We start from the raw sequence: 26,066 nt of genomic DNA, 5'->3' as shown, positions 1-26,066 counted from the left end.
AATTCATGCCGATCAATGCCGAATATCGCGGGCCGCAGGATCTTCCGAACACCATTGCGGTGTTTCCGTTGTCCGGCGCGCTATTGCTGCCGCGCGGACAATTGCCGCTGAACATCTTCGAGCCGCGTTATCTCGCGATGATCGACGACGCGTTGCGTGCGGGACACCGGCTGATCGGCATGATCCAGCCGGATTCGACCCACTCGCACAATGCCGACAAGCCGGTGCTGTTTCAGGTCGGCTGCATCGGGCGCATCACCCAGCTCGCCGAATCCGGCGACGGCCGCTACATTCTCGAGCTCACCGGCGTGGCGCGCTTCAAGCTGATGGAAGAGATCGCGGCAACGACGCCCTACCGGCAATGCCGCGTTCGCTACGAGGACTTCATCGACGATTTCACCCCGCGCAAGGGCGAGGACAAGGTCGACCGCGAGGCGCTGCTGGCGGTGCTGCGCGATTTCCTCAAAGCCAACAATCTGAAGGTGGACTGGGACGGCATCGACAACGCGCCGAACGAGGCGCTGGTCAATGCGCTGGCGATGATGTCGCCGTATGGGGCCGCGGAAAAGCAGGCGCTGCTGGAAGCCCTCGACCTGAAGTCGCGCGCCGAAATCCTGATCGCGGTGACCGAGATGGATCTGGCGAAGAAGAAGACGTCAGGCGATCCGCCGCTGCAGTAATTAATATCCGGCGACGGCGAGCGCCGTTACCGCGGTCATCGCCATCCAGCCGAAATGCCTGAAACGGGTGGCAATGGCGTTGGCGATCGCGGCGAACGCGAACACCAGGGACATCGTTGCGATGATCCAGTGCCGCGCCGGCTCCGACGCCATCAGGGGTGCGGCGAACAGCAGCACGCCGCCACCGATCCAGGCGACGGTGCCGGCCTGCCAGACCAGCCGCAGCAGCGTGCGCGTCCACGCGGGCTCGATGGTGGCGCGCGCGAACACCTTGGTTTCGCCCAGCACGCCATGAATCAGCGCGACCACCACGGCCACGACACCGGCGCATTGCAATAAGATATCCCGCATGGCGCTCTCCTTCCATACACTGCTGTATGGAGCATGGCGCTGACATTGCCACCTGTCAATACAGTTGTGTACGGTGAGGGGCACGGGAACCGATCATGGCTGACCAACTCTCCGCGACCGACTGGCTCGATCAGGGCCTGAAAACACTGGCCAAAAGTGGCTTCACCGCGCTGAAGGCGGATCCGCTGGCCAAGCAGCTCGGCGTTTCGCGCGGCAGCTTTTACTGGCATTTCACCGACGTCGACGCCTTCCATGCGGCGATCCTGGCACGCTGGCGCGACATCGCCACCGAGCAGGTGATCGTCAACCTCGAAGCGCAGCCCCATGGCGACGCCTTGCCGCAGTTGCTGCGCAGCGCATTCAGCTTCAGGACAGAACTGGAACTCGCGGTGCGCAGCTGGGCCACCCACGACACCGCCGCGCGCAAGGCGGTGCAGGCGATCGACCAGCGGCGGCTGTCCTATATCGAGCAGTTGCTGCGGCAATCCGGCGCGTCCAACGAGACAGCCCGCGCCCGGGCCCAGATTCTCTATTGGGCGTTCCTGGGATACGTGCTCTCAGACAAACCGCTGCCGCGCGCGCGGCAGGACGAGGTGATCGCGGAGTTGATCCGGATCGCTGAAGCCTAGCCCCTGTACCAATCAACAGCCGCTCTGTGCTACAGACCGCGGCAACAGATCAGCCTTTCTCTGGAGCGAACGCATGAACACCCCAGCCGGGCGCCCCGACGCCGTCGACCCGAAACTACTGGAAATTCTGGTGTGCCCGCTGACCAAGGGCCCGCTGGAATTCGACGCCGAGCGCCAGGAGCTGATCTCGCGCGCCGCCCGCCTCGCCTATCCCATTCGCGACGGCATTCCGATCATGCTGCCCGAAGAGGCACGGAAGCTGGATTAGAGGTGAGACGACACATCACATCAACAAATCCAGTCGTCATCCGCGGGCTTGACCCGCGGATCCAGCTTCAAGCATCGCCGATAAAGAAAGCTGGATGGCCGGGTCAAGCCCGGCCATGACGCAGGAAATAGATTTCGCGTCTACAGCACCTCGCCACGCAGCAGCCGCGGCACGTCGCCGGAGAGGCCCGCGGCCTGGCGGATGAAGGCATTCTTCAAAGGCGGCAAACGATCGACCAGGCCGAGGCCGATGTCGCGGACGCTGCGCAGAAGCGTCGAGTGGTTGGAGAACAGCGCGTTGAGGGAGTTGGTGGCGACGCCCATGGCCATGGTGTCGAAGCGCCGCCAGCGCTGATAGCGCTCCAGCACGTCGATCTGTCCGGGGTCGGTGCCGAGCCGCGCGGCGTCGACAATGCATTCCGCCAGTGCCGCAATGTCCTTCAGGCCCATATTGAGGCCCTGCCCCGCGATCGGATGGATCACGTGCGCGGCGTCGCCGACCAGCGCCAGCCGCTGCGCGATGAAGGAGCGCGCCACGAAATAGCCCAGCGGGAATGCGCGCGGCTTGTCCAGCGCACGGATCTCGCCAAGCTTGAGGCCAAAACGCGTCTCCAGCTCGCGATGAAATTCATCTTCGGGCAAGGCGACGATGCGCGCGGCCTCGTCGCGTTTTTCCGTCCACACCAGCGAGGAGCGCGGCCCCTGCAGCGGCAGGATCGCGAACGGACCGGCGGGGAGGAAATGTTCTTCCGCGCGTCCCTCATGGTCGCGCTCATGGCCGACCGTAACCACGATGCCGGACTGATCGTATTCCCAGCCATGGGTGGCGATGCCGGCGCGCTCGCGCAATTTCGAACGTGCACCATCGGCCGCGACCAGAAGACTGGCTTCGATGGTGCTGCCGTCGCCCAGGCTGACCGTGACACCATCCGCACTGGACTCGAAACTTGTCACCGCGGTGGCGCGCAGCGTGACGCCCTCGGCCTCCGCGTGCTGCACCAGCGCGTCGATCAGATGGCGGTTCTCCACCATGTGGGCGAACGGCTCGCCAGGCTCGACCTCGCCGCCAAAGGTGAGAAACGCCGGCCGCGTTGCATCGTTGAGCTGGCTGTCGGTGACCACCATGTCGAGGATCGGCTGCGCCGTCGCGCTGACCTGCTCCCAGACACCGAGTGTTTCAAACAGACGGCGGCAGGCAGCCACGATGGCCGAGGCCCGGGGATCGCGCGACGGCCGCGTGGCCAGCGCCGGATCGGCGACCACGATCGGCGTGTCGTCGCCAAACCCCTGCCGCAGCGCCAGTGCCAGCGCGAGACCCGCAAACGCGCCTCCGCCGATGACGATCCCTCGCTGCATGGTCATGGTCGCCTTCCCATTCTCGCCCTTGCCACAAACCTTCGCATGGGCAACATAGTTCCCACGAGGAGCTGCGACGCCGCGGTTCTATCAGCAATACCGCATGTCCGGAACCCGAACATTCCGTGTCGATTGCGGCACCGAATTGACGTTCTGCCAGACGGAAAAGACGCTGCGAAAGGGACGCCATGTCCAAAAGCCTGATCGACCTGCTCGCGATCCTCGATATCGAGCCGCTGGAAGTGAACATGTTTCGCGGCACCAGCCCGAAGACCGGCTGGCAGCGGGTGTTCGGCGGCCAGGTGATCGGGCAGGCGATGGTGGCGGCGTGCCGCACCGTCGAAGGCCGGATGCCGCATTCATTGCACTGTTATTTCATCCTGCCCGGCGATCCGCAGATTCCGATCATTTATGAAGTCGAGCGGCTGCGCGACGGCAAGAGTTACGCCACGCGACGCGTCACCGCGATCCAGCACGGCCACGCCATCTTTTCGATGATGGTGTCGTTCCATGCGGAGGAGCAGGGATCGTTCAATCACCAGGACAAGATGCCGGACGTGCCGCCGCCGGAAAAACTCACCGCGGAAGAGGTCGCCAAGCAGCCACTGTTCAAGGAGATGCCGGAGTTCATCCGCCGCTATTATGAATCCGACCGACCAATCGAACTGCGTCCGGTCGAACTCGGGCGTTACTTCGGCCAGAAGATCGACGACGGCAAGATTCATGTCTGGATCCGCACCGCCGCCAAGCTGCCGGACGACCCCGCGCTGCACATGTGTGCCCTGGCCTATGCCTCGGACTTCTCGCTGCTCGACGCGGTGATGGCGCGTTATGGCCGCACTCTATTCGACAAGCGCATGATGCCGGCCAGCCTCGACCACGCCATGTGGTTTCACCGTCCGTTCCGCGCCGATGAATGGCTGCTTTACAGCCAGGATTCGCCCAGCGCCCAGGACGGCCGGGGCCTCACGCGGGGGCTGATTTTCAAGCCCGACGGCACTCTGGTGGCCTCGGTTGCCCAAGAAGGCTCGGTCCGGGAGCGCAAGACCTAACCGGCCGATTGCTGCGCGGCAGATCAACCATCATCTGCCGCAATATTTTGCGGATAGCCTTCACGCTTCGGCGTGAGCGCCCCGCTCGGCCAGCGCGAATTGCGACACATACCAATTGGCGTACCAGCGCAGCATCCACGGAATCGGAATGATGAAGACACTGGCGATCGTGTACACGATGGTCCGCCAGAGCAGCTCCAATCCCGATCCATTGAAGACGACCTCGCGTCGTGTGCCTTCGATGTTGCGGCATATCCAGCGGATCATCGCGGTGAGCACCCAGGCCCAGCCGATGACGGTGATGGCGGAGACAATCAGCGCCACCTGCCAGCCGATGAAAATCCACGGGCTGCCATTGAATGAAATCGGCAGCGGCTGATCGTTGGAACTGAGATTGGCTGCAACCCAACGGACGATCATCCATGACAGGAAGCCCTGGACCAGAATCCCGAGGAGCTGGATGTAGCCGCTGTACAGACCACCATAGAACAGCACCGCGATCGCGATGAAGACATACCAGATATCGCCGACCCGGCCGTTGAAGGCGAGGTTGGGCCGCCCCGGAACATGGAGACGCGATACGAACCAGCGATAGACGCTGGTCACGATCCAGGGCAGCGGAATCACCACCACTATTCCGATGACATAGAGCAGGGCGCGCCCGAACAAACCCCAGACCGGCAGGTCCGCCGAAAGCGGTCCGCCGTCCTGGCCGCCGGCGCTCACCGGCATGCCGCGGGATTGCGGACTTAACGGCCGACCAGAACCGCCGGGGGCCAGACCGGGAATGTGCCCAGCCTCCTGCCAGTCGGCCATGCCGTCGGTCCATACCAGCGTATCCGCGCCGACCGTCCCCCGGGCGATGAGATCGCGGAATTGCGCGTCCGGGTAAGGACCCTGTTGCTCGCCATTCGACACATAAAACCAGGATCGTTCTGCCATCTTTTTCTCATTTCCCTGAAAAGCGTGTCGCTAAAAAACAGCCGGAGCTCTGGCGGGGCCAAAAAGACTCGTGAAGCCCCATTCTGGTTGACCCTCCGGGTCTCGTACAGGGACCGGGATCATCAGGTCGGAAGGTTTCCCCGGAAACCTGCAACTTTTTTGTGCCATTTGCTCAGAAAGATGCCAAGTTCGGGCCGGCATGAGGCACCATCCGACATGCCCAAATACTGAGCCTGGACCTGAGAGAATGAAAGCCTGACCATGAAACTCGTCGTTGCAATCATAAAACCCTTCAAGCTGGACGAAGTCCGTCAGGCGCTGACCGCGATCGGTGTGCACGGCATGACGGTGACCGAGGTGAAGGGCTATGGCCGGCAGAAGGGCCATACCGAGATCTATCGCGGCGCCGAGTATGTGGTGAACTTCCTCCCCAAGCTGCGCATCGAAATCGCGGTCGCCTCCGAGCTCGCCGACAAGGCCGTCGAAGTGATCACCGCCGGCGCGCGCACCGGCCAGATCGGCGACGGCAAGATCTTCGTCACGCCGGTCGATCATGCGCTGCGCATCCGCACCGGCGAGACCGACAACGACGCGCTCTGACGTCAGCTCCCTCCGCAAGCCGGCCTGTCGCCACGACAGGCCCCGTATGCCGGCGGACGGCGATCCCACAGGAAACGGACGGCATGCATCAGGCGATTTCGCTCACCATTCTGATCGTCGCGATGTTGATCCTTTACGGCAAGTCGACCGCCGTGTCCGTTTCCCACGGCAACTGGGGAGAGCCGCTCGGCCTATTCGTGTCGCCGGTGCTGCTGTTCTTTGTGGTCCAGGCCGTGATCTTCTTTGGCATGCGGCTGCTTCGGAAAAAGGTCGAGCACACCTTCACCACATCGCGCGCCAACTACGTCAGCCTCGTCATCGCATTGCTGGCTGTGTTCGGACAGCTGTCCATGCCGTCGTGACAAGGACAGCCCATGCTTCACATCTTTTTTCGGGGACATCCATGACGGCCAAAGCTTTCAAGATCAGACCTGTCGCCACGATCGCATCGATCGTGGTGACAGGCCTGCTCGCAACACCGGCGTTTGCGCAAACGCCCGCGCCGGCAACGACCATCAGCCCGGCCGACACCGCCTGGATGCTCGTCGCCACCGCCCTGGTGCTGATGATGACGCTGCCGGGCCTCGCACTGTTCTATGCCGGCATGGTGCGCAAGAAGAACGTGCTCGCCACCATGGCGCAAAGCCTTGCCGCGGTGGCCGTCATCTCGATCCTGTGGGTGATCTATGGCTACAGCCTCGCCTTTGTCGGCGACGGACCGTGGATCGGCTCGCTCGATCGCGGCCTGCTGACGGGCATCGACATGACCAGCGTCAATCCGCTGGCCAAGACCATTCCGGAAGCGCTGTTCGCGCTTTACCAGATGACCTTCGCGGTCATCACCGTGGCGCTGGTGGCGGGTGCGGTGGCCGATCGTCTGCGTTTCTCGGCGTATCTGGCGTTTTCGATCTGCTGGTTCACCCTGGTTTATGTGCCGCTGGCGCATTGGGTGTGGGGCGGCGGTTTCCTGGCCGAGGCCGGCACGCTGGATTTTGCCGGCGGCCTGGTGGTTCATCTCAGCGCCGGCACCGCGGGTCTCGTCGCCGCGCTGGTGATGGGCAATCGCCGCGGCTACGGCTCGGACAATCTCGCGCCCTATGATTTGTCGCTGGCGTTCATCGGCACTGGTCTGCTGTGGGTGGGCTGGTTCGGTTTCAATGGCGGCTCGGCACTGGAGGCCGGCCCGCGTGCTGTGATGGCGATCCTCGCAACGCATCTCGCCGCCTGCGCCGGCGCGCTGACCTGGACCCTGATCGAATGGCTGACCCGCCGCAAGCCGTCGGTGCTGGGCATGATCTCCGGCGCGATCGCCGGCCTCGGCACCATCACGCCGGCGTCCGGTTTCGTCGCGCCCTGGCATGGCATCGTGATCGGCATCATCGCCGGCGCCGTCTGCTTCTGGGCCTGCACCAGCCTCAAACATCGCTTCAACTATGATGATTCGCTGGACGTGTTCGGCATCCACGGCATCGGCGGCATGCTGGGCACACTCCTGCTCGGCGTGTTCGCGACCTCGGCGATCGGCGGCACATCGGGCCTGCTGGAAGGCAATTCGCGGCTGATCCTGAGCCAGCTCTATGGCGTGGCCGTCACCTTTGTGTGGACCGGCGGCATGACCTTCGTGCTGCTGAAGATCGTCGATGTGATGGTGCCGCTGCGGGTCTCGCGCGAGCACGAGCAGGAAGGCCTCGACATCACCCAGCACGGCGAGGCGCTGCAATAAGGCGTTGCGACCAGCCATCAGAGATCAAAGCCCGGCTCATCCGCCGGGCTTTTTTCATGCCGGCTTTCGGCCTTGCGCATCAGATAAGTGTATGCTTATGTGTCTGATATGATCGAGAGCGAGATCTTCAAGGCATTGGCCGATCCGACCCGCCGCGCGGTGTTCGAGAAGCTGGCCGACGGCAGCATGAACGCCACCACGCTGCGCGAGGGCATGGCGATCAGCCAGCCGGCGATGTCCCAACACCTGGCGGTGCTGCGCACCGCGGGCCTGGTGCGCGAACAGCGTCAGGGTCGCTTTGTGAATTACGAAGTCGATCCCGCCGGCATCGCCCACATCGGCAAATGGCTCACCAAGTATCGCTCCTACTGGCCGACGCGCGTGGACGCCCTGAAGGACCTGCTGAAGGAGTTGGATCAATGAGCGATGGACCAACAAGCGACGCACACGACGACGAGCGCGAGCTGGTGCTGGAGTACGAGCTCGATGCGCCGCCGGACAAAGTCTGGCGTGCGGTGACGATCCCTGCTCTGCGCGAGCGCTGGCTGCCGCAATCCGATCTGGCGGGAGCTGAACCAGTGTCGTCGGTGCCCGGCGAGGAGATTTGTTATCGCATGCGCGAGGCCGAGCCGCCGTATCTCGAAAGCCATGTGACGTTCCGGATCGAGCCGAATGAAGCCGGCGGAACGCGCTTCCGCATCATTCATGAAATCGCATGCGCCGACGTCAGGCGGATGCTGACCGCTGCGAACAGCAACCGGTGCAGCCTGATGCGCGCCGCTTAGAAATTTTTTAGTTTTGCTAGAAACCGATCTAAACCGGGGTGAGATATGGTTCGATCAACGTAATCCGTCATCCTGAGGTGGCCGTGCGTAGCGCGGCCCTCGAAGGGCGACGGCCAATGCTTAGGTAGAATCGGCCGTGCATCCTTCGAGGCTCGCCCAGCGGTGCAAGTGCACCGCAAGGCTCGCACCTCAGGATGACGGAGTTACTTCAACTTAAATTCGTCCCGCTCCAACAACGTACTCAATTCAACATCTCATCCGCAGAAAGGGAGGTCGCCGATGCGCGACATGATGCAGCTCGTCCCCATGGTCGTTGAGCAGTCCGCGCGCGGCGAGCGATCGTTCGACATCTATTCGCGGCTTTTGCGCGAACGGATCATCTTCCTGAACGGCGAGGTCAATGACGCGGTGGCCGGTCTTGTCTGCGCGCAGCTGCTGTTTCTCGAAGCCGACAATCCGAACCGGCCGATCAATCTCTACATCAACTCCTATGGCGGGGTGATCACCTCGGGGCTCGCGATGTACGACACCATGCGTTTCATCAAGGCGCCGGTGCATACCCTGTGCATGGGCACGGCGCGCTCGATGGGATCCTTCCTGCTGATGGCCGGCGAGCCCGGTCAGCGCGCCGCGCTGCCCAACGCCAGCCTGCATGTGCATCAGCCGCTCGGCGGCGTTCAGGGGCAAGCGTCCGACATCCTGATCCATGCCGAGGAGATACAGCAGACCAAGCGGCGCATGACCCGGCTTTATGCCGAGCATTGTCGGCGCAGCTATGAGGATGTCGAGCGGACGCTGGACCGTGATCACTTCATGACGGCGGAGCAGGCGCTGGAATGGGGGCTGATCGACAAGATCGTCAGGCAACGCGATCTGGCGGCGTGAGCGCGGGCGGCGGCGGGCTGGAGCCTTCGGCTTCACACATCTCAATCCGACATCGCCCACAACGACCGCGATGCTTTTTCTCGGTTCCCTCCCCATAAGGGGGGAGGGAACGCTTACCGATGCCCGGAAGGATTGTGCGAAGGCCTCGGGTCTTCCTGCCCGTTGTAGGTTACCGCACCCCTGCCTCCATTTTCTGCCCCTCCAATGAGCACGATTGTGTCCAATGTCTGGTTTGCCCAGACATCGATCATGACTGCCTAAGAATTAAGCGCGTCAGTTTGGCGCATCTACGCTGTTCCACGTACCAGCTCGAAAAGTATCGGATTCATAAACGATTAGGCAAAGCCGGCCGGTTGGCACGGCATTTGATTCTATGGGTCCGGCTGTGCCCGTGGAGTGCTTCGTCTTCGCGCGGTGACCTTCAGTCTAGTCCGCCCGGTCAACGCCGACCGGGCCCAAGCGGGGAAATGAACCCATGAAAATTGTTATGGCCATTATCAAGCCATTCAAACTGGAAGAGGTGCGCGACGCCCTGACCGCCATCGGCGTTCACGGTCTGACGGTCACCGAAGTGAAAGGCTATGGCCGCCAGAAAGGCCACACCGAAATCTATCGTGGCGCCGAATATGCGGTGAGCTTCCTGCCCAAGATCAAGCTCGAAGTCGCTGTCGCCTCCGACCAGGTCGACAAGACCATCGACGCCATCACCGCGGCCGCCAAGACCGGCCAGATCGGCGACGGCAAGATCTTCGTCATCAGCCTCGACCATGCGGTTCGCATCCGCACCGGCGAAGCCGACGCGGCCGCGCTCTGATTTCGCGCTCATTCATTCACTCAGGAGTAAAACACAATGACGTTTAAGCGTCCCACTGGCGCGGGATTGGCAGCTCTCGCCGTCGGCCTTCTGGCCGCAACCGCCGCACACGCCGAGCCGACGGTCAACAAGGGCGACAACGCCTGGATGCTGACCTCGACGGTGCTCGTGCTGTTGATGACCATCCCCGGCCTCGCGCTGTTCTACGGCGGCCTGGTCCGCTCCAAGAACATGCTCTCCGTGCTCGCGCAGGTGTTCTACACCGTCTGCATCGTCTGCATCCTGTGGGCGCTCTACGGCTACAGCCTCGCCTTCACCGGCGGCTCGCCCTACATCGGCGGCTTCTCCAAGGCGTTCATGATGGGCATCACGCCCGACTCGATGGCCGCCACCTTCACCGCCGGCGCCAACATCTCGGAACTGGTGTATTTCTGCTTCCAGATGACCTTCGCGGCGATCACGCCGGCCCTCATCGTCGGTGCGTTCGCCGAGCGCATGAAGTTCGCGGCGGTGGCGCTGTTCATCCCGCTCTGGGTGACGCTGATCTATTTCCCGATCGCACACATGGTCTGGTACTGGGCCGGTCCGGACGCCATCGTCGACGCGGCGAAGGCACTGGCGGCAGCGGCTCCCGATGCCAAGGCTGCGGCGCAGGCCAAGCTTGATGAAGTCATGGCCGATGCCGGCCAGGTGTTCCTGTGGGGTGCTCTCGACTTCGCCGGCGGCACCGTGGTGCACATCAATGCCGGCATTGCCGGCCTGGTCGGCGCCCTGCTGGTCGGCAAGCGCACCGGCTACGGCAAGGACCTGATGGCTCCGCACTCGCTGACCATGACCATGATCGGCGCGTCGCTGCTCTGGGTCGGCTGGTTCGGCTTCAATGCCGGATCGAACCTCGAAGCTTCGGGCGGCGCTGCTCTGGCGATGACCAACTCGTTCCTCGCCACCGCCGCAGCCGCACTGGCCTGGATGTTCGCGGAGTGGATCATCAAGGGTCATCCCTCGCTGCTCGGCGCTCTCTCGGGTGCGATTGCGGGGCTTGTCGCGGTGACACCGGCGGCCGGTTATTCCGGTCCGATGGGCGCCATCGTGCTGGGTCTGGTGGTCGGCGTGGTCTGCCTGTTCTTCTGCACCGTCATCAAGAACGCGCTGGGCTATGACGACTCGCTCGACGTGTTCGGCGTCCACTGCATCGGCGGCATCGTCGGCGCACTCGGCACCGGCATCCTGGTGAACCCGGCGCTCGGCGGCACCGGCGTGATGGACTACGTGGCCGGCAAGATCGGCGACTACGACTTCACCACCCAGATGATCTCCCAGTGCAAGGCCGTCGCCACCACGCTGGTGTGGTCGGGCATCGGCTCGGCGATCCTCTACAAGGTGGTCGATGTGATCGTCGGACTGCGCGCCAATGTCGAAAAGGAGCGCGAAGGCCTCGACGTCACCGAGCACACCGAGCGCGCCTACAACATGTAAGCGTCACCGGGTATCCCGCAAAAGTGGTTTCCGGTTTTGCGATCAGGATACGCGTAGATTGAAGAGACAACGGTCGGGGCACAAACCCGGCAATGCACCGGCCGTCAGAGGGGCTCCAGCGCAAGCTGGGGCCCTTCGCTTTTTCCACCACTTGAGACAGTATGGCCGGAAGCGCCGGCCCAGACGCTTTCGTGAAACGTGAGGCCGAGCCAACAAACCGGGAGGAGGTCATGAAGGTCGAAGGCGGGTGCTATTGCGGCAAGGTGCGCTATCAGGCCGAGGGCGAACCGATGATGGCGGGGCAGTGCCATTGCCGGGAATGCCAGTACATCTCGGGCGGCGGGGCCAACACGTTCGTCGCAATGCCGGTCACCGGCTTCACATATACCGCCAGCGAGCCCAAGCAATTCAGCCGCAAGGACCTCGAACACGCCGTGACGCGCGAGTTTTGCCCCGAGTGCGGCACGCATCTGGTGACCAAGGCGCCCGGCCTGCCCGCCGCGATCATCAAGATCGGAACCCTGGACGATCCAAAGCTCTTTCCCCCGCAGATGGCGATCTACACCTGCGACAAGCAGGCGTTCCACCACGTGCCCGACGGGATGCCGGCCTTCGAGAAGCTGCCGGCGCGGTAGGGACGCCTGACAGATCCGCCGGCGGCTGCGGGCTGACAGCGCAGCCTATTATAAAGTCGAAACCCCACCCCTCGACCGATGGTTAATCGCGTCTTAACCTCGCCGCATCTATGGTGATCTGATCCGATCCCGCTCGATCCATGGTGCGATCGACAGACCAAAAGTGCTGGCGTTTCAGAATGGTTACACCCGCTTTATCCCAACCGGCCGATGGCGCCGGGGAGAAGGACAGCGAACGCTCGCCCTTTGCCCGGCTGACCGACCTGCTGAAGGGGCATGAACCGGGCAAACCCCTGATCAATATGTCGATCGGCGAACCCCAGCATGCCGTCCCCGGCTTTGTCGGTCCGGTGCTGGCGCAGCACGCCACCGAATTCGGCCGTTACCCGATCGCCAAGGGCATTGCCCCGTTCCGCGAGGCCGTGGCCTCCTGGCTCGGCCGGCGGTTCGACCTGCCGCGGGCCGTGGACCCGGAAACCGAGGTGCTGGTGCTGAGCGGCAGCCGTGAGGGGCTGTTTTTTGGCGCCATCGCCGCGGCCCGCTTTGTCAGCCCGCGCAAGGGAACGCCCGCGGTCCTGCTGCCGAATCCGTTCTATCCGGCCTATGCGGCGGGCGCCGACGCCGCCGGCTGCGAGCGCATCCTGCTGCCGACCACCCCGGACAATGGCTTCCTGCCGGATCTCGAGGCGCTGGACGACGCGACGCTGGCGCGCACCGTGGCTTTCTTCATCGCCTCGCCCGCCAACCCGCAGGGCGCGGTGGCAACGGCCTCCTATTTCAAGCGGCTGAAGCAGCTCGCCGACCACCATGGCTTCGTGGTGCTGAGCGACGAGTGTTATTCGGAGATTTACACCAAGGCGGCGCCGGGCAGCATCCTGGAGCACGCCGGGCCCGACTTCGCCAATGTCGCGACCTTCCAGTCGCTGTCGAAACGCTCGAACCTGCCGGGCATGCGGGTCGGCTTTGCCGCCGGCGACAAAAAATTCCTGGCGCAGATGCATGAGCTGCGCAATGTCGCGGCTCCCACCGTGCCTGTGCCGCTGCAGCATGTTGCCGCCGCCGCCTACGGCGACGAAGACCATGTCGAGGTCAATCGCGCGCTGTACCGGACCAAGTTCGACCTCGCCGACCAGATTCTCGGATCGCGCTACGGCTACAAGCGGCCGGCCGGCGGTTTCTGCCTCTGGCTCGATGTCTCCGCACTCGGCGACGACACGGCGATCACGGTGAGGCTGTTCAAGGAGGCCGGGGTGCGGGTGATTCCCGGCAGCTATCTGGCGCGGCGGCAGGCCGACGGCAGCAATCCCGGCGCCGGCTACATCCGCGTCGCGCTGGTGCAGGACAGCGAAACCGCGGCGGAAGGCCTGCACCGGATTGTTGCGGTGCTGGACGGCAAGCACGTTCGGGAGGACCGATGAGCATGCCCGCAATCGAGCGTGTGATTCCCATCGTCGGCCAGTTGCCGGATCCGATCCGCGAGATGCTGGCGCGCCGCCTGCGCGAACTCACCGGCCTCGCGTTGGTCGGACTTGCAGGGATCGTTGCCGCGGCCTTGATGACGTGGTCGGTGCAGGATCCCTCGCTCAGCCATGCCACCGCGGGCAAGATCCGCAACATCATGGGATTTCCCGGCGCCATCGGCGCGGATCTGCTGATGCAGATCATGGGGCTCGGCGCCGTCATGGTGATCCTGCCGATCGCCGTGTGGGGCTGGCGGATGATGACCCATCGCCATTTCGACCGCGAGGCGCTGCGGATCGGCAGCTGGATCCTTTGCGCCGTGGTCGCGGCGGGTTTCTTCAGCTGCTTTCCGCGCTCGGCCGCATGGCCACTGCCGACCGGCCTCGGCGGCGTGGTCGGCGACGCGCTGGTGCGCGCGCCCGCAGTGATGTTCGGCCCTCCGGGGCTGGTCTACCGGCTGATCCTCGGCACGCTGCTGTTGGCCGCCGTCATCGCCACCTTCCTGTTCGCCAGCGGCGTCGGATCGCGCGAAGCCGTGGTCGAACCGAAGCCGTCGGTGCTCGACGACGATGACGACGACGCCTATGACGACAATGACAGCCGCTCGATCTCGCTGGGATGGCTGGTGCACGGGCTGCTCAGCCTGAAGGCGCGGATGTGGGTTGGCCTGAAGATGGCCTATCGTTTCCTGATCGCCAGCCGCGAGGCGCCGCGCACCGCATCGTTCGATCGCCGTGAACCCAGCCTCGAGCGGGGACGCGAGCGCACCAGCCCGCCGATCGCGCCGCATGCGCACGACGATGATGACGACGAGGCGCCCGCGGGTCACGGAGCGGCCGACAGCGAGGACGAAGACGACGAAGAGCCGGTAGCCCGCGCGCCGAAAAAGCGCGCACCGAAGACCGCGGCACCGGTGGCGAAAAAAGGCGCGGCGTTCGTGCTGCCGCCGCTCACGGTGCTCACCGCCGCAAAGGCGTCCGACCGCAAGGCCCTCAGCAAGGGCGAACTCGAGGAAAACTCGAAACTGCTCGAAGGCGTGCTGCAGGATTTCGGCGTGCGCGGCGAGATCACCAATGCACGGCCCGGCCCGGTGGTCACGCTGTACGAACTCGAACCGGCGCCCGGCATCAAATCGTCACGGGTGATCGGCCTCGCCGATGACATCGCGCGCTCGATGAGTGCGCTGTCCGCCCGCGTCGCCGTGGTCCCCGGCCGCAACGCCATCGGCATCGAACTGCCGAACGAGCATCGCGAGAAGGTCTATTTCCGCGAAATGCTGTCGACCAAGGATGAGACCTCGCACAAGCTGCCGCTGTGCCTGGGCAAAAACATCGGCGGCGAACCGATCATTGTCGATCTCGCCCGCATGCCGCATCTCCTGATCGCCGGCACCACTGGCTCCGGCAAATCGGTCGCCATCAACACCATGATCCTGAGCCTGGTGTACCGGCTGCGGCCGGACCAGTGCCGGCTGATCATGGTCGATCCGAAGATGCTGGAATTGTCGGTTTATGACGGCATCCCGCATCTCCTCACCCCCGTCGTCACCGACCCGAAGAAGGCCGTGGTCGCGCTGAAGTGGGCGGTGCGCGAGATGGAGCAGCGCTACAAGAACATGGCGAAGCTCGGCGTGCGCAATATCGATGGCTACAATGTGCGACTGGGGGAAGCCCGCGCCAATGGCGAGGAACTGACCCGCACGGTGCACACCGGCTTCGACAAGGAGACCGGCAAGGCGATCTACGAGGAAGAAAAGCTCGCGCTCGATCCGCTGCCCTACATCGTCATCATCGTGGACGAGATGGCCGACCTGATGATGGTGGCCGGCAAGGAGATCGAAGGCACGGTGCAGCGCCTGGCGCAGATGGCGCGCGCCGCCGGCCTGCATGTCGTGCTTGCGACACAACGTCCCTCGGTCGACGTCATCACCGGCACCATCAAGGCCAACTTCCCGACCCGCATCTCCTTCCAGGTGACGTCAAAGATCGACAGCCGCACCATTCTCGGCGAGATGGGCGCCGAGCAGCTGCTGGGGCAGGGCGACATGCTGTACATGGCCGGCGGCGGACGCATCAGCCGCGTGCACGGACCTTTTGTCTCCGACGACGAAGTCGAGAAGGTGGTGCGCCACCTCAAGACCCAGGGCTCGCCGGAATATCTCGAAGCGGTCACCGTCGAAGAAGAGAGCGAAGAGGACGGCGCGGTGTTCGACGCCACCGGCATGGGCGGCGGCGAGAGCAACGACTTGTTCACGCAAGCGGTGCAGATCGTCAAACGCGACCGCAAGGCCTCCACCAGCTACATCCAGCGCCGGCTGCAGATCGGCTATAACCGCGCGGCGTCGCTGATGGAGCGGATGGAACAGGAAGGCATCGTCGGCCCGGCCAACCATGCGGGCAAACGTGAAATCCTGGTCGGTGAGGAAGAGGAACGCTTCTGATCCGCGAAAACAGCATTGCATCCGTATGACTTGCAGGGAACCCGAGGCCGCGAAATCGCCACAGCTTAGGGACTAGTGTCCCGCTTCGCGAGTTCGTTGTACTCTAGGCAACCTCTGGACGAACTCGCGAAGCGATAAGGACACTAGCAACTTTATGATTCTAGTGTGCTTTATGAACGCGAAGTTCCTGAAGGAGCCAGCCGAGCAGGCGCAGGAACTTCGCGTTCAGCACACTAGCGCGGGCGAGCAAAACGGCTAGGTTATTTGGATTCAAGCGATTGAGCATGATGGCGAAACAGCAGGCTGAAGATTTGAAACGGCACGGCTCACGCCTGAGCTGCGGCGCCGCCGTGCTCTCGATTGCCCTGCTGGCGGCGATGGTGGTGCCCTCAGCGATGGCGCAAGCCATTCCGCTGCCGCGCCCGGCGCCGAAGGCCCGTGATGGCGCACCGGTGGTCGCCGCGCCGAATGCCGCCAAGCCGACGGCCTCGACAACGCCGGCGCCGGTTACCACCGCTGCGACCACGCCGCCCAATCCGGTGATCCCGGATCCGCGCAACCGCGCGCCGGCGAGCATCTTCACCACCTTCGACGACAAGCAACGGGCACAGGCCGCCAAGATCAGCTCGTATCTGTCGTCGCTGCTGAATCTCAGCGGCAGCTTTGTCCAGGTCGGTCCGGACGGCTCGCGCAGCACCGGCAGCTTCTTCATCCAGAAGCCGGGCAAGGTGCGTTTTGAATACGATCCGCCGAGCAAGATCGCGATCGTCGCCGACGGATCGTCGGTCATCGTGCGCGATACCAAGCTTGCGACCCAGGATCTCTATCCGCTGTCGCAGACGCCGCTGCGTTTCCTGCTGTCCGACAAGATCGACCTGATGAAGGACACCAATGTGGTCGGCGTCACCGCTGATGACATGTTCGTCAGCGTCACCATCGAGGAGAAGCAGCCGCTGGTCGGCACCAGCCGCTTGATGCTGATGCTCGGTGCCAAGGACAACCAGCTCAAGCAGTGGACCATCACCGATCCGCAGGGTTACGACACCACGGTCGCGATCTACAATCTCGACACGGTGCGGAAAATCGATCCGAGCCAGTTCAAGATCGATTACGCCATCGACCAGTATCGCAACGTGCAATAATCATCGCGACTTTGTCTCCGACTCGCAGCCTGCATCGCATTTTCACGTCCTCCTTATTCTCCCGCCCGCGGGCTTCATGCGCCTGACGCTCTCCACCTGGAACATCAATTCGGTGCGCTTCCGCATCGACCTCGTCGCCAAATTCATCAAGGCGGTGCGGCCCGATGTGTTGTGCCTGCAGGAAACCAAGTGCCCCGACGATGCGTTTCCGCTGAAGCGCTTCAAGCGGCTGGGTTACGAGCACGTCGTCCTCAACGGCCAGAAGGGTCACCACGGCGTCGCCATCGTGTCGCGCATTCCCTTCGAGTCGCACGACATCCGCACCTTTTGCGGCAAAGTGGATTCACGGCACATCTCGGTGTCGTTCGGATCAAGCGCCGGCATGAGTGCGCCGCTGGTGCTGCATAATTTCTATGTCCCGGCCGGTGGCGACATCCCGGATCCGAAGCTCAACCCGAAGTTCGAGCACAAGCTATCGTTCCTGGACGAGATGAGGGACTGCGCGCCGCTGCATCCCGCTGAAGGCGACCGGCATATCCTGGTCGGCGATCTCAATGTCGCGCCATACGAGCACGACGTCTGGTCGCACAAGCAACTGCTCAATGTGGTGTCGCACACCCCGATCGAATGCGAGAAACTCCTTGCGGTGCAGAGCGCCGGCGCATGGATCGACATCGCGCGGCAACGCATTCCGATGTCCGAGAAGATCTACACCTGGTGGAGTTACCGCGCCGCCGACTGGGTGGCCTCGGATCGCGGCCGCCGGCTCGACCACATCTGGGTGTCGCAGGCGCTGGGCGACCGTGTCACGGATTTCAGCATCACCCGCGCCGCCCGCGGCTGGGAAGGTCCGTCGGATCATGTGCCGGTGACGGCGGTGATGGAGCTTTGAGGCGTGTAGCCCGGATGAGCGCAAAGCGCGATATCCGGGGACGATCGCAATCCGAGTCCCGCATATCGCATTGCTCATGCGGGCTACAAACTTCGATCAATCAACTCAGCTTGGCCCCGACCAGCACAATGTCGCTGGCCGCCTGGCTGGTGCGCCCGGCGAGTTCGTCGCGCAGGCGGCGGGCGGCGTCGGGGTGGCCTTCCAGCACACGGCCGAACAGGCTGCGCGAGATGCGGATGGTGGAGGAGAACTCCAGCGCGACCGCGGTCGAGGGGCGCTGCATGGGAACCAAAAGCGCGAGCTCGCCGATCAGCGAGCCGGGTCCGGCGATCACCTCATGCTTGCTGCCGTCGTCGGCGCTGACACGAAACGAACCGCTCTGCACGATGAAGCCGGAGTCGGCGGTATCGCCGGCCCGGAACAGGGCCTCGCCACGGGGGACATCGCGCTGCTCGGAGCCAAAGGCGAGATTGCGCAGCGCTTCGCGTCCCAACAGCCGGAGCGTAGGCACGCGTTCAAGCAGGGCAACATCGTCTTCAATCGTCATACGATACCGGCAAACAAGGTCCGTGCGCGGCCAAACCGGCCGCAAACACGAATCATTGCCCGAATCGTATCACGGCACCAGCTTGTAGCCGCCCGATTCCGTGACCAGGATCTCGGGGTTGGCCGCGTCCTTCTCGATCTTCTGGCGCAACCGGTAGATGTGGGTTTCCAGGGTGTGGGTGGTCACGCCCGAGTTGTAGCCCCAGACCTCTTGCAACAAGGTCTCGCGCGAGACCGGCTGCTGGCCGGCCCGATACAGGAAGCGCAGGATGGCGGTTTCCTTTTCGGTCAGCCGGACCTTCTTGGCGTTGGCGCCGGTCAGCATCTTGGAGCCGGGGCGGAAGCTGTACGGACCCACGGAGAACACCGCGTCCTCGCTCGCCTCGTGCTGGCGCAGCTGGGCGCGAATCCGCGCCAGCAGCACCGCGAACCGGAATGGTTTGACCACATAGTCATTGGCGCCGGATTCCAGGCCGAGAATGGTGTCCGAATCCGTATCGTGGCCGGTCAACATGATGATCGGCGACTTGAAGCCGCCCTTGCGCAGGCTGCGAACCACTTCGCGGCCGTCGGTATCGGGCAGGCCGACATCCATCAGAACCAGATCGGGGGTGTTGGCCTTGGCGGCCTGGGCACCCTTGGCGCCGGTATCGACCGCGGACGCTTCGAACTCCTCGTGCAGCGACAGTTGTTCGACCAGCGCATCGCGGAGATCGGTATCGTCATCAACGATCAGGATCTTGCGGGCATTCGCCATTGCGTACAATCCTTTGGGCCGGCGGCTCAGTGGGTGATGGTGGCCGCAATAGAGCACTTGCGGCCAAAAGTGCAAGATGGAGCTGCTGTATCTTATGGGAAGCACTTATTTTCCAATCACTTATCGGACACCGATCCGTGATCGCCCGCTCTCGCTGATCGTCATTCGCGCCATCGCAGGCCACCCGACTCGTGGCTGGCTGACGGCCGGCGGCCAGACCATTCCGGTGGCGCTGGGACGCGGCGGCATCAGGGCCAACAAGCGCGAGGGCGACGGCGGAACACCCCGCGGCACGTTCCACCCGCTGCGGCTGTGGTTTCGTTCCGACCGGCATCCACGCCCGAAAACCTTCCTTCCGATCAGGGCGATACAACCCACGGATGCCTGGGATGAAGATCCGGCCAGCCGACATTATAACCGGCCTGTACGACGCCAGCCTGGCGCCGATGGCGACCGGCTGACCCGCGAGGACCGGCTGTACGATTTCATCATCGAGATCGACCACAATGCCCGTCCCCGGGTGGCCCATCGGGGCAGCGCCGTGTTCCTGCATCTGGCCCGGCCGCAGTTCGGACCGACGGCGGGGTGCGTCGCCATGACCCAGGCGGCGATGCTGCGGCTGTTGAGCCGCCTCGGGCCGCGAACCCGGATTGTGATCGGGTAGAGTTCAGACCAAAGGAGGGCGGTGGCCGAAAATGGCGGAGCCGACCCGGACATGGGTGGCGCCGAACTGGATGGCGATCGGAAAGTCCGCGCTCATGCCCATCGACAAGAGCTTCAATCCATTGCGCGCGGCGATCTTGGCCGTCAGCGCGAAATGCGGGGCGGGCGCTTCATCCACCGGCGGGATGCACATCAGCCCGGAAATCTCCAGCCCATAGGTCTGATGGCAGCGCGCGATGAAATCGTCGGCGTCGACGGGCGCGATGCCGGCCTTCTGCGGCTCCTCGCCGGTGTTGAGCTGCACGAACAGCAATGGCTTGCGCGCTTGCTTAACGATTTCCTTGGCTAACGCTTCGCAAATGCTCGGACGGTCCACCGAATGAATGGCGTCGAACAGCGCCACCGCTTCCTTGGCCTTGTTCGACTGCAACGGACCGATCAGATGCAGCGCGAGGCCGGGATGCGCCGACATCAGCTCCGGCCACTTCGCCTTGGCTTCCTGCACGCGATTCTCGCCGAAAACCCGCTGGCCCGCAGCGATGACAGGCGAAATCTCGGCGGCGCCGAAAGTCTTGGACACCGCCATCAGCGTCACCGACGCGCGATCGCGCCCCGCATCACGACAGGCTGTCACGATCTCGCGCTCCACCGTGGCGAGCCCGGTTGGTAAAGACCCGGTTACATTCGACGCGTCAGTGTCGTTCATCGCAGCAATCGATTCCTAAATTTTAAAGATAGTTCAAATTTGAGCGAATGTACGAAAGTGTTTTTGAGTGCTCTTGCCGCATGGTTCCCCCGGGGCAAGGGGGAACGTCGGGTGTCTCGTAGTCATTCCAGCGGCAGGGCGTCAAGGTTCAAGGGACTGTTCGGGATTCGCGCGCGTCTGGTGATGCTGGCGCTGATCCTGGTGGTGCCGCTGATGATGGATCGCGTGTTCGTTCTGGAGAACACCCGCGCCAAACAGATCAAGCTCGCCGGCGACGAATTGATGAAACTCGCTCAGCACAGCGCCACGGCGCAGCGCGAGATCATCTCGTCGGTCGAAGCCATGCTGCGCTCCGCCGCCTATATCCAGGTCGCCTCAGACAAAACCGGGCGCAGCTGCGCGATCCTGCGCGCCAGCCTGCGCGTCGAAATGCCATGGATCAATTCTCTCTCGGTCGTCGGCAAGGACGGGCGCATCACATGCTCGACCCACCCGAATTATGTCGGCCTCGATGTCAGCGACGGCGCCTATTATCGGAAAACCATTGAAACCCACGGCTTCGTGCTGAGCGACCTGGTGATCAGCCGGCTGACCGGCAACGCGCTGCTGCTCGCGAACTATCCGACATCGGCGGTCGAAGGCGGTGAGCCCTCGGTGATCATCGCCGGCCTCAACATGGAGTGGATGTCGAAGCTTTTGAGTGGAATCGGCGAACGGCCGGGCGTCGAAGCCGCCCTGCTCGACAGCAAGGGCGCGGTTCTCGCGGCTCAGCCTCCCGGGCGCGATATCGTCGGCCAGGTCTATGATGGCTTCGAGATGGGCCAGATCAAAGCCGAGAACGACTTCGGCTCGACCACGATCACCAGCAAAGACGTCAAGAAGCTGGTGTCGTTCGTCCGCATTCCCGGCACCGAGACAAGCCTGGTCGTCAGCATCGATCACAAGGCGATGCTGGCACCGATCAACCGCGACATCCAGAAGGCTTATGTCCAGCTCACCATTGTCAGCCTGCTTGCGCTGCTTGGGGCATGGCTGGTCGGCGAGCAATTCATCATCCGCCCGATCCGCATGATGACAAGCATGGCAAACCGGTTCGGACAGGGCGATCTGACGGCGCGGGCGACCGGCGCGCGGCTGCCCTCCGAATTCAAGCCGCTGGCCACCGCTTTCAACGTCATGGCCGCGCAACTTGCCGAGCGCGAACGCGACCTGATCGCCAGCAACGACCGCCTGACCGTGATGGCGTCGGTCGACATGGTTTCCGGGCTGGCCAATCGGCGCGGTTTGCAGAGCCGGCTCGAATTCGAATGGCTGAAGCTGCAGCAGGTGGAGGGACACCTGGCGCTGATGATGATCGATGTCGATCACTTCAAGCTGTTCAACGATACTTACGGTCACCCCGAAGGCGACGCCTGCCTCGGCCGCGTCGGCGAAACACTGGCCGGCATCGCCGACAAGACCATGGGTTTCGCCGCGCGGTATGGCGGCGAGGAGTTCTGCCTGCTGCTGCCGGGCGCCGACCGCTCCCGCGCCGTCGAGGTCGGTGAAATGGTCCGCGAGGCGGTGGAGCGGCTCCTGGTCCCGCACATCCTGAGTGAACACGGCCACGTCACCGTCAGCGTCGGGGTCGGCGCGATCCCCCCGAACGCAGGCCTGGCGCCGACCGAGCTGATCGAAGCGGCCGATGCCGCGCTCTATGCCGCCAAGCACCAGGGCCGCAACCGGGTGGTCACGCACGGCCTGATCGGGGCGTTCGTTCCGCCGGTTTCCATGGCCGGTTGAACGGCCCGGTGGGGCCTGAAATCGCCGTTTCCGCAGCAATTTCCTGGGCCCAAAGCGTTGACCGGGCGTGCTCTTTTATGTCCTAGTCGGCCGCCTTTTGATGAGCCGACGGACGCTAGTGTGGCATTTCCGAAATCCCCCTCAACATCGCGGCTAGGCCCTCAGGGGGATTTCGGAAATATGAGCCACACTAGAATCTTAAAGTTTTCTAGTGTCCTGATCGAATTCGAAGTTCGCTCTGAGGACGCTGCCAAATGATGCGAACTTCGAATTCGGGACACTAGACCGCAGATGACCAACGAACGTTATAACGCAGGGGAAACCGAGCCGCGCTGGCAGCGCGTCTGGGATGAGCAGGCGATTTTCAAAACCCGCAACGACGATTCCCGGCCGAAATACTACGTGCTCGAGATGTTTCCCTATCCGTCGGGGCGCATCCATATCGGCCACGTCCGCAACTATACCCTCGGCGACGTGATCGCGCGCTACCGGCGGGCCCAGGGCTACAATGTGCTGCACCCGATGGGGTGGGATGCCTTCGGCCTGCCTGCGGAGAATGCCGCGATCGAGCGCAAGATCGCACCGAAAGCGTGGACCTACGACAACATCGCGGCGATGAAGAAGCAGCTCCAGACCATGGGGCTGTCGCTGGACTGGTCGCGTGAGTTCGCGACCTGCGATCCCAGCTATTACAAGCATCAGCAGAAGCTGTTCCTGGATTTCCTGAAGGCCGGCCTCGCCGAGCGCGAGAAGCGCAAGGTGAACTGGGATCCGGTCGACATGACCGTGCTCGCCAACGAACAAGTGATCGACGGCCGCGGCTGGCGCTCCGGCGCGCCGGTGGAATTGCGCGAGCTGACGCAGTGGGTGTTCAAGATCACGACCTACGCGCAGGAGCTGCTCGACGCACTGGATACGCTGGACCGCTGGCCCGACAAGGTCCGCACCATGCAGCGCAACTGGATCGGCCGTTCGGAAGGCCTGCTGGTTCGGTTCGCGCTCGAGACGGCAACCACGCCGGGAAACGAAGCCGAGGTGGAGGTCTTCACCACCCGGCCTGACACGCTGTTCGGCGCCAAGTTCATCGCGGTGTCACCGGATCATCCGCTTGCCGGCGCCGCTGCCGAGAAAAACCCGGCGCTCGCGAGTTTTATCGACGACTGCCGTCGCACCGGCACCGCGCAGGCTGCGATCGACACCGCCGAAAAGCAGGGTTTCGACACCGGCATCAAGGCGGTGCATCCGCTCGACCCGAGCTGGACGCTGCCGGTCTATGTGGCGAACTTCGTGCTGATGGATTATGGCACCGGCGCCATTTTCGGCTGCCCGGCGCACGACCAGCGCGACCTCGACTTCGTCAACAAATACGGCCTCGGCAACATCCCGGTGGTGTGTCCGGAAGGCCAGGATCCGACAACCTTCGTGATCACCGCCACCGCCTATGACGGTGACGGCCGCATGATCAATTCACGCTTCCTCGACGGCAAAACCATTGCCGAGGCGAGGGAAGAGATCGCGAAACGACTGGAGACCGCGAAGCTGGACAACCGGCCGGTGGGACAGCGCCAGGTCAATTTCCGGCTGCGTGACTGGGGCATTTCACGGCAGCGCTATTGGGGCTGCCCGATCCCGGTGATCCATTGCCCGACCTGCGACGTGGTGCCGGTGCCGGAAAAGGATCTGCCGGTGGTGCTGCCGGACGACGTCTCGTTCGACAAGCCCGGCAACGCGCTGGATCATCACCCGACCTGGAAACACGTCACTTGTCCCAAGTGCGGCGGCAAAGCCCTGCGGGAAACCGACACGATGGACACGTTCGTCGATTCGTCATGGTACTTCGCGCGCTTCACCGATCCGTGGAACGAGAACGCGCCGACCACCCGCACAGTGGTGGACCGGCTGATGCCGGTCGACCAGTATATCGGCGGCGTCGAGCACGCGATCCTGCATCTGCTGTATGCCCGCTTCTTCACCCGCGCGATGAAGGCCACCGGCCACATCGTATTCGATGAGCCGTTCGCCGGCCAATACACCCAGGGCATGGTGGTTCATGAGACCTACAAGAAGCCCGACGGCGGCTGGGCCTCGCCGGATGAAGTCAAAATCGAAATCAGCGGCAACGACCGCCACGGCACCCTGCTCTCGACCGGCGAAGTCGTCACCATCGGCTCGATCGAGAAGATGTCGAAGTCGAAGCGCAACACCGTCGACCCCGACGACATCATCGCCACCTACGGCGCCGACACCGCGCGCTGGTTCATGCTGTCGGATTCGCCGCCCGATCGCGACGTGATCTGGAGCGAGGAAGGCGTCAAGGGCGCCAGCCGTTTCGTGCAGCGGCTGTGGCGCCTGGCCAATGAATCCGCCGAAATCGCCAAATCCGCGCCCTCGACGCGGCCGGTTACCTTCGGCCCCGATGCCCTGGCCCTGCGCAAGGCCGCCCATGGCGCCCTCGACAAGGTCTCGGGCGGCATCGACAAGATGCACTTCAACGTCTGCCTGGCGAATATCCGGGAATTCGCCAGCACCCTGGCGGATACCCTGGCGCGTCCCGGCACCCCCTCGCCTGATCTCGCCTGGGCGATCGGCGAGGCGGCGATCATCCTTATTCAACTGTTTAGCCCGATGATGCCGCACCTCGCCGAGGAATGCTGGGTGGCGCTGGGGCAATCCGGGCTGGTGTCCGAGGCAGCCTGGCCCAAAATCGAGCCGGAATTGCTGGTCGAGGACACAATTACGCTCCCGGTCCAGGTTAATGGCAAGAAGCGCGCGGATGTCACAGTGGCCCGAAATGCGACCAACGGGGAAATTGAAGCTGCCGTTTTGGCCCTCGATGAGGTAAAACGGGTGCTGGATGGGGCAGCTCCGCGCAAGATTATCGTTGTTCCTCAGAGGATTGTGAATGTCGTCGCTTGATCTGCGCATTGCTGGCCGGTTGCTGGTCGTGGCCGTTCTGGCCGCCTTCACCGCCGGGTGTTTCCAGCCGATGTATGCCGAACGCAGCGACGGCAAGCCCGCCTTGCGCGAGCGGCTGGCCGGCATCGAGGTTCCGCCGCTGGACTATCCGCAGGCCTCGCGCGAGGCCCGGGTCGGCCTCAATATCCGCAATGCGCTGATGTTCAAGATGTACGGCGATGCCGTCGGCGCGGCGCCGACCCATAAGCTGCTGCTGCGGCTGACCGCGTCGCGGACTTCAATCATCCTGGACACCACCACCCAGCTGCCGGCGGTCGAGAACTACGGCGTCGACGTGACCTACGAGCTGAAGGATGCCACCGGCAAGACGGTGCTGACCGGCTCTACCTTCGCGCGGGTGTCCTACGACATTCCGGGACAGGAACAGCGCTTCGCGAAGAACCGCGGCCTGCGCGACGCCGAGGATCGTGCGGCCGGCGTCGTCGCCGACAACATCAACACCCGGCTCGCCTCGTTCATGTACGCCGGCACCTGACCAATCCTCTATTGTCATAAGGACGTCGCGC

At 63.5% G+C, this 26,066-nt stretch carries 27 protein-coding genes; 21 read left to right on the top strand and 6 right to left on the bottom strand.

All coding sequences use genetic code 11. The features are described from left to right. Positions 1-5 precede the first annotated feature (5 nt). Positions 6-680: an LON peptidase substrate-binding domain-containing protein gene (locus RS897_RS10740; RefSeq protein ID WP_315836540.1), complete on the top strand. Its 675-nt coding sequence runs from the start codon at positions 6-8 to the stop codon at positions 678-680. On the opposite strand, the gene RS897_RS10735 is transcribed toward RS897_RS10740, so the two are convergent. Next, the gene (locus RS897_RS10735; RefSeq protein ID WP_315836539.1) at positions 681-1,031 is read right to left on the bottom strand and encodes a hypothetical protein; all 351 of its coding nucleotides are present in this window, start codon (positions 1,029-1,031) and stop codon (positions 681-683) included. A gap of 95 nt (positions 1,032-1,126) precedes the next feature. On the opposite strand from RS897_RS10735, the gene RS897_RS10730 reads away from it, so the two are divergent. Continuing rightward, positions 1,127-1,660: a TetR/AcrR family transcriptional regulator gene (locus tag RS897_RS10730; protein ID WP_315836538.1), complete on the top strand. Its 534-nt coding sequence runs from the start codon at positions 1,127-1,129 to the stop codon at positions 1,658-1,660. A gap of 73 nt (positions 1,661-1,733) precedes the next feature. Further along, positions 1,734-1,928 carry a Trm112 family protein gene (locus RS897_RS10725; RefSeq protein ID WP_315836537.1) on the top strand — a complete coding sequence of 65 codons (195 nt, stop codon included), beginning with the start codon at positions 1,734-1,736 and terminating at the stop codon, positions 1,926-1,928. A gap of 140 nt (positions 1,929-2,068) precedes the next feature. Here RS897_RS10725 and RS897_RS10720 read toward each other — a convergent pair whose 3' ends face one another. Then, positions 2,069-3,289 carry a ubiquinone biosynthesis hydroxylase gene (locus RS897_RS10720; RefSeq protein WP_315836536.1) on the bottom strand — a complete coding sequence of 407 codons (1,221 nt, stop codon included), beginning with the start codon at positions 3,287-3,289 and terminating at the stop codon, positions 2,069-2,071. 182 nt (positions 3,290-3,471) lie between these two features. On the opposite strand from RS897_RS10720, the gene tesB reads away from it, so the two are divergent. Next, positions 3,472-4,335, top strand: coding sequence for an acyl-CoA thioesterase II (gene tesB / locus RS897_RS10715; protein WP_315836535.1), 864 nt, complete (start codon positions 3,472-3,474; stop codon positions 4,333-4,335). A gap of 60 nt (positions 4,336-4,395) precedes the next feature. Here tesB and RS897_RS10710 read toward each other — a convergent pair whose 3' ends face one another. Then, positions 4,396-5,277 (bottom strand): DUF4339 domain-containing protein, encoded by an 882-nt coding sequence (locus tag RS897_RS10710; protein ID WP_315836534.1) that lies wholly within the window; start codon positions 5,275-5,277, stop codon positions 4,396-4,398. A 261-nt stretch (positions 5,278-5,538) separates the two neighbouring features. Here RS897_RS10710 and RS897_RS10705 point away from each other — a divergent pair, with 261 nt between their 5' ends. The 13 genes from RS897_RS10705 (at position 5,539) to RS897_RS10645 (ending at position 18,130) form a co-directional block, all read left to right on the top strand. Further along, positions 5,539-5,877, top strand: a complete 339-nt coding sequence (locus RS897_RS10705; RefSeq protein ID WP_315836533.1) for a P-II family nitrogen regulator — start codon at positions 5,539-5,541, stop codon at positions 5,875-5,877. 83 nt (positions 5,878-5,960) lie between these two features. After that, entirely contained in the window at positions 5,961-6,239 is a 279-nt protein-coding gene (locus RS897_RS10700; RefSeq protein WP_315836532.1) for a hypothetical protein, read from the top strand. Between the two features lie 95 nt (positions 6,240-6,334). Further along, entirely contained in the window at positions 6,335-7,600 is a 1,266-nt protein-coding gene (locus RS897_RS10695; RefSeq protein ID WP_407654542.1) for an ammonium transporter, read from the top strand. A 108-nt stretch (positions 7,601-7,708) separates the two neighbouring features. After that, positions 7,709-8,023, top strand: a complete 315-nt coding sequence (locus RS897_RS10690) for an ArsR/SmtB family transcription factor (protein WP_315838587.1) — start codon at positions 7,709-7,711, stop codon at positions 8,021-8,023. After that, entirely contained in the window at positions 8,020-8,385 is a 366-nt protein-coding gene (locus RS897_RS10685; protein WP_315836530.1) for an SRPBCC family protein, read from the top strand. Before RS897_RS10690 ends, RS897_RS10685 begins: the two co-directional genes overlap by 4 nt. Before the next feature lie 279 nt (positions 8,386-8,664). Beyond that, positions 8,665-9,270, top strand: coding sequence for an ATP-dependent Clp protease proteolytic subunit (locus RS897_RS10680; RefSeq protein ID WP_315836529.1), 606 nt, complete (start codon positions 8,665-8,667; stop codon positions 9,268-9,270). Between the two features lie 475 nt (positions 9,271-9,745). Continuing rightward, positions 9,746-10,084 carry a P-II family nitrogen regulator gene (locus tag RS897_RS10675; protein ID WP_315836528.1) on the top strand — a complete coding sequence of 113 codons (339 nt, stop codon included), beginning with the start codon at positions 9,746-9,748 and terminating at the stop codon, positions 10,082-10,084. 36 nt (positions 10,085-10,120) lie between these two features. Then, positions 10,121-11,560, top strand: a complete 1,440-nt coding sequence (locus RS897_RS10670; RefSeq protein ID WP_315836527.1) for an ammonium transporter — start codon at positions 10,121-10,123, stop codon at positions 11,558-11,560. A 230-nt stretch (positions 11,561-11,790) separates the two neighbouring features. Then, the gene (locus RS897_RS10665) at positions 11,791-12,195 is read left to right on the top strand and encodes a GFA family protein (protein WP_315836526.1); all 405 of its coding nucleotides are present in this window, start codon (positions 11,791-11,793) and stop codon (positions 12,193-12,195) included. 179 nt (positions 12,196-12,374) lie between these two features. Then, a complete protein-coding gene (locus RS897_RS10660; RefSeq protein WP_315836525.1) occupies positions 12,375-13,613 on the top strand; it encodes an aminotransferase class I/II-fold pyridoxal phosphate-dependent enzyme in 1,239 nt (412 codons plus the stop codon). After that, on the top strand, positions 13,610-16,096 hold the full coding sequence (locus RS897_RS10655; protein WP_315836524.1) for a DNA translocase FtsK 4TM domain-containing protein: 2,487 nt from the start codon (positions 13,610-13,612) through the stop codon (positions 16,094-16,096). Before RS897_RS10660 ends, RS897_RS10655 begins: the two co-directional genes overlap by 4 nt. A 377-nt stretch (positions 16,097-16,473) precedes the next feature. Beyond that, positions 16,474-17,238 carry an outer-membrane lipoprotein carrier protein LolA gene (locus RS897_RS10650; RefSeq protein ID WP_315838586.1) on the top strand — a complete coding sequence of 255 codons (765 nt, stop codon included), beginning with the start codon at positions 16,474-16,476 and terminating at the stop codon, positions 17,236-17,238. A gap of 76 nt (positions 17,239-17,314) precedes the next feature. Next, positions 17,315-18,130: an exodeoxyribonuclease III gene (locus RS897_RS10645; protein WP_315836523.1), complete on the top strand. Its 816-nt coding sequence runs from the start codon at positions 17,315-17,317 to the stop codon at positions 18,128-18,130. Positions 18,131-18,230: 100 nt separating this feature from the next. Here RS897_RS10645 and RS897_RS10640 read toward each other — a convergent pair whose 3' ends face one another. Together RS897_RS10640 and RS897_RS10635 are read right to left on the bottom strand one after the other, a co-directional pair. Then, the gene (locus RS897_RS10640; protein ID WP_315836522.1) at positions 18,231-18,677 is read right to left on the bottom strand and encodes a cyclic nucleotide-binding domain-containing protein; all 447 of its coding nucleotides are present in this window, start codon (positions 18,675-18,677) and stop codon (positions 18,231-18,233) included. Positions 18,678-18,746: 69 nt separating this feature from the next. Next, the gene (locus RS897_RS10635) at positions 18,747-19,433 is read right to left on the bottom strand and encodes a response regulator transcription factor (protein WP_315836521.1); all 687 of its coding nucleotides are present in this window, start codon (positions 19,431-19,433) and stop codon (positions 18,747-18,749) included. A 94-nt stretch (positions 19,434-19,527) separates the two neighbouring features. Between RS897_RS10635 and RS897_RS10630 the strand changes: the two genes are divergently transcribed. Then, positions 19,528-20,097: a L,D-transpeptidase family protein gene (locus RS897_RS10630; protein ID WP_315836520.1), complete on the top strand. Its 570-nt coding sequence runs from the start codon at positions 19,528-19,530 to the stop codon at positions 20,095-20,097. A gap of 3 nt (positions 20,098-20,100) precedes the next feature. On the opposite strand, the gene RS897_RS10625 is transcribed toward RS897_RS10630, so the two are convergent. Then, positions 20,101-20,802: a YggS family pyridoxal phosphate-dependent enzyme gene (locus RS897_RS10625; protein WP_315836519.1), complete on the bottom strand. Its 702-nt coding sequence runs from the start codon at positions 20,800-20,802 to the stop codon at positions 20,101-20,103. 111 nt (positions 20,803-20,913) lie between these two features. Between RS897_RS10625 and RS897_RS10620 the strand changes: the two genes are divergently transcribed. The 3 genes from RS897_RS10620 (at position 20,914) to RS897_RS10610 (ending at position 26,035) form a co-directional block, all read left to right on the top strand. Continuing rightward, positions 20,914-22,584, top strand: a complete 1,671-nt coding sequence (locus RS897_RS10620) for a diguanylate cyclase domain-containing protein (protein WP_315836518.1) — start codon at positions 20,914-20,916, stop codon at positions 22,582-22,584. A gap of 291 nt (positions 22,585-22,875) precedes the next feature. Next, positions 22,876-25,500: a leucine--tRNA ligase gene (leuS, locus tag RS897_RS10615; protein ID WP_315836517.1), complete on the top strand. Its 2,625-nt coding sequence runs from the start codon at positions 22,876-22,878 to the stop codon at positions 25,498-25,500. Beyond that, positions 25,487-26,035: a hypothetical protein gene (locus tag RS897_RS10610; RefSeq protein ID WP_315836516.1), complete on the top strand. Its 549-nt coding sequence runs from the start codon at positions 25,487-25,489 to the stop codon at positions 26,033-26,035. The genes leuS and RS897_RS10610 overlap by 14 nt, the downstream gene beginning before the upstream one ends. Positions 26,036-26,066: the final 31 nt, after the last annotated feature.

It is taken from the genome of Bradyrhizobium prioriisuperbiae (assembly GCF_032397745.1).
GTDB classification, from domain to species: Bacteria; Pseudomonadota; Alphaproteobacteria; order Rhizobiales; family Xanthobacteraceae; genus Bradyrhizobium_A; species Bradyrhizobium_A prioriisuperbiae.
The sequence above is the reverse complement of the archived record's forward strand: the minus strand, read 5'-3'. Positions and strand labels throughout refer to the sequence as shown.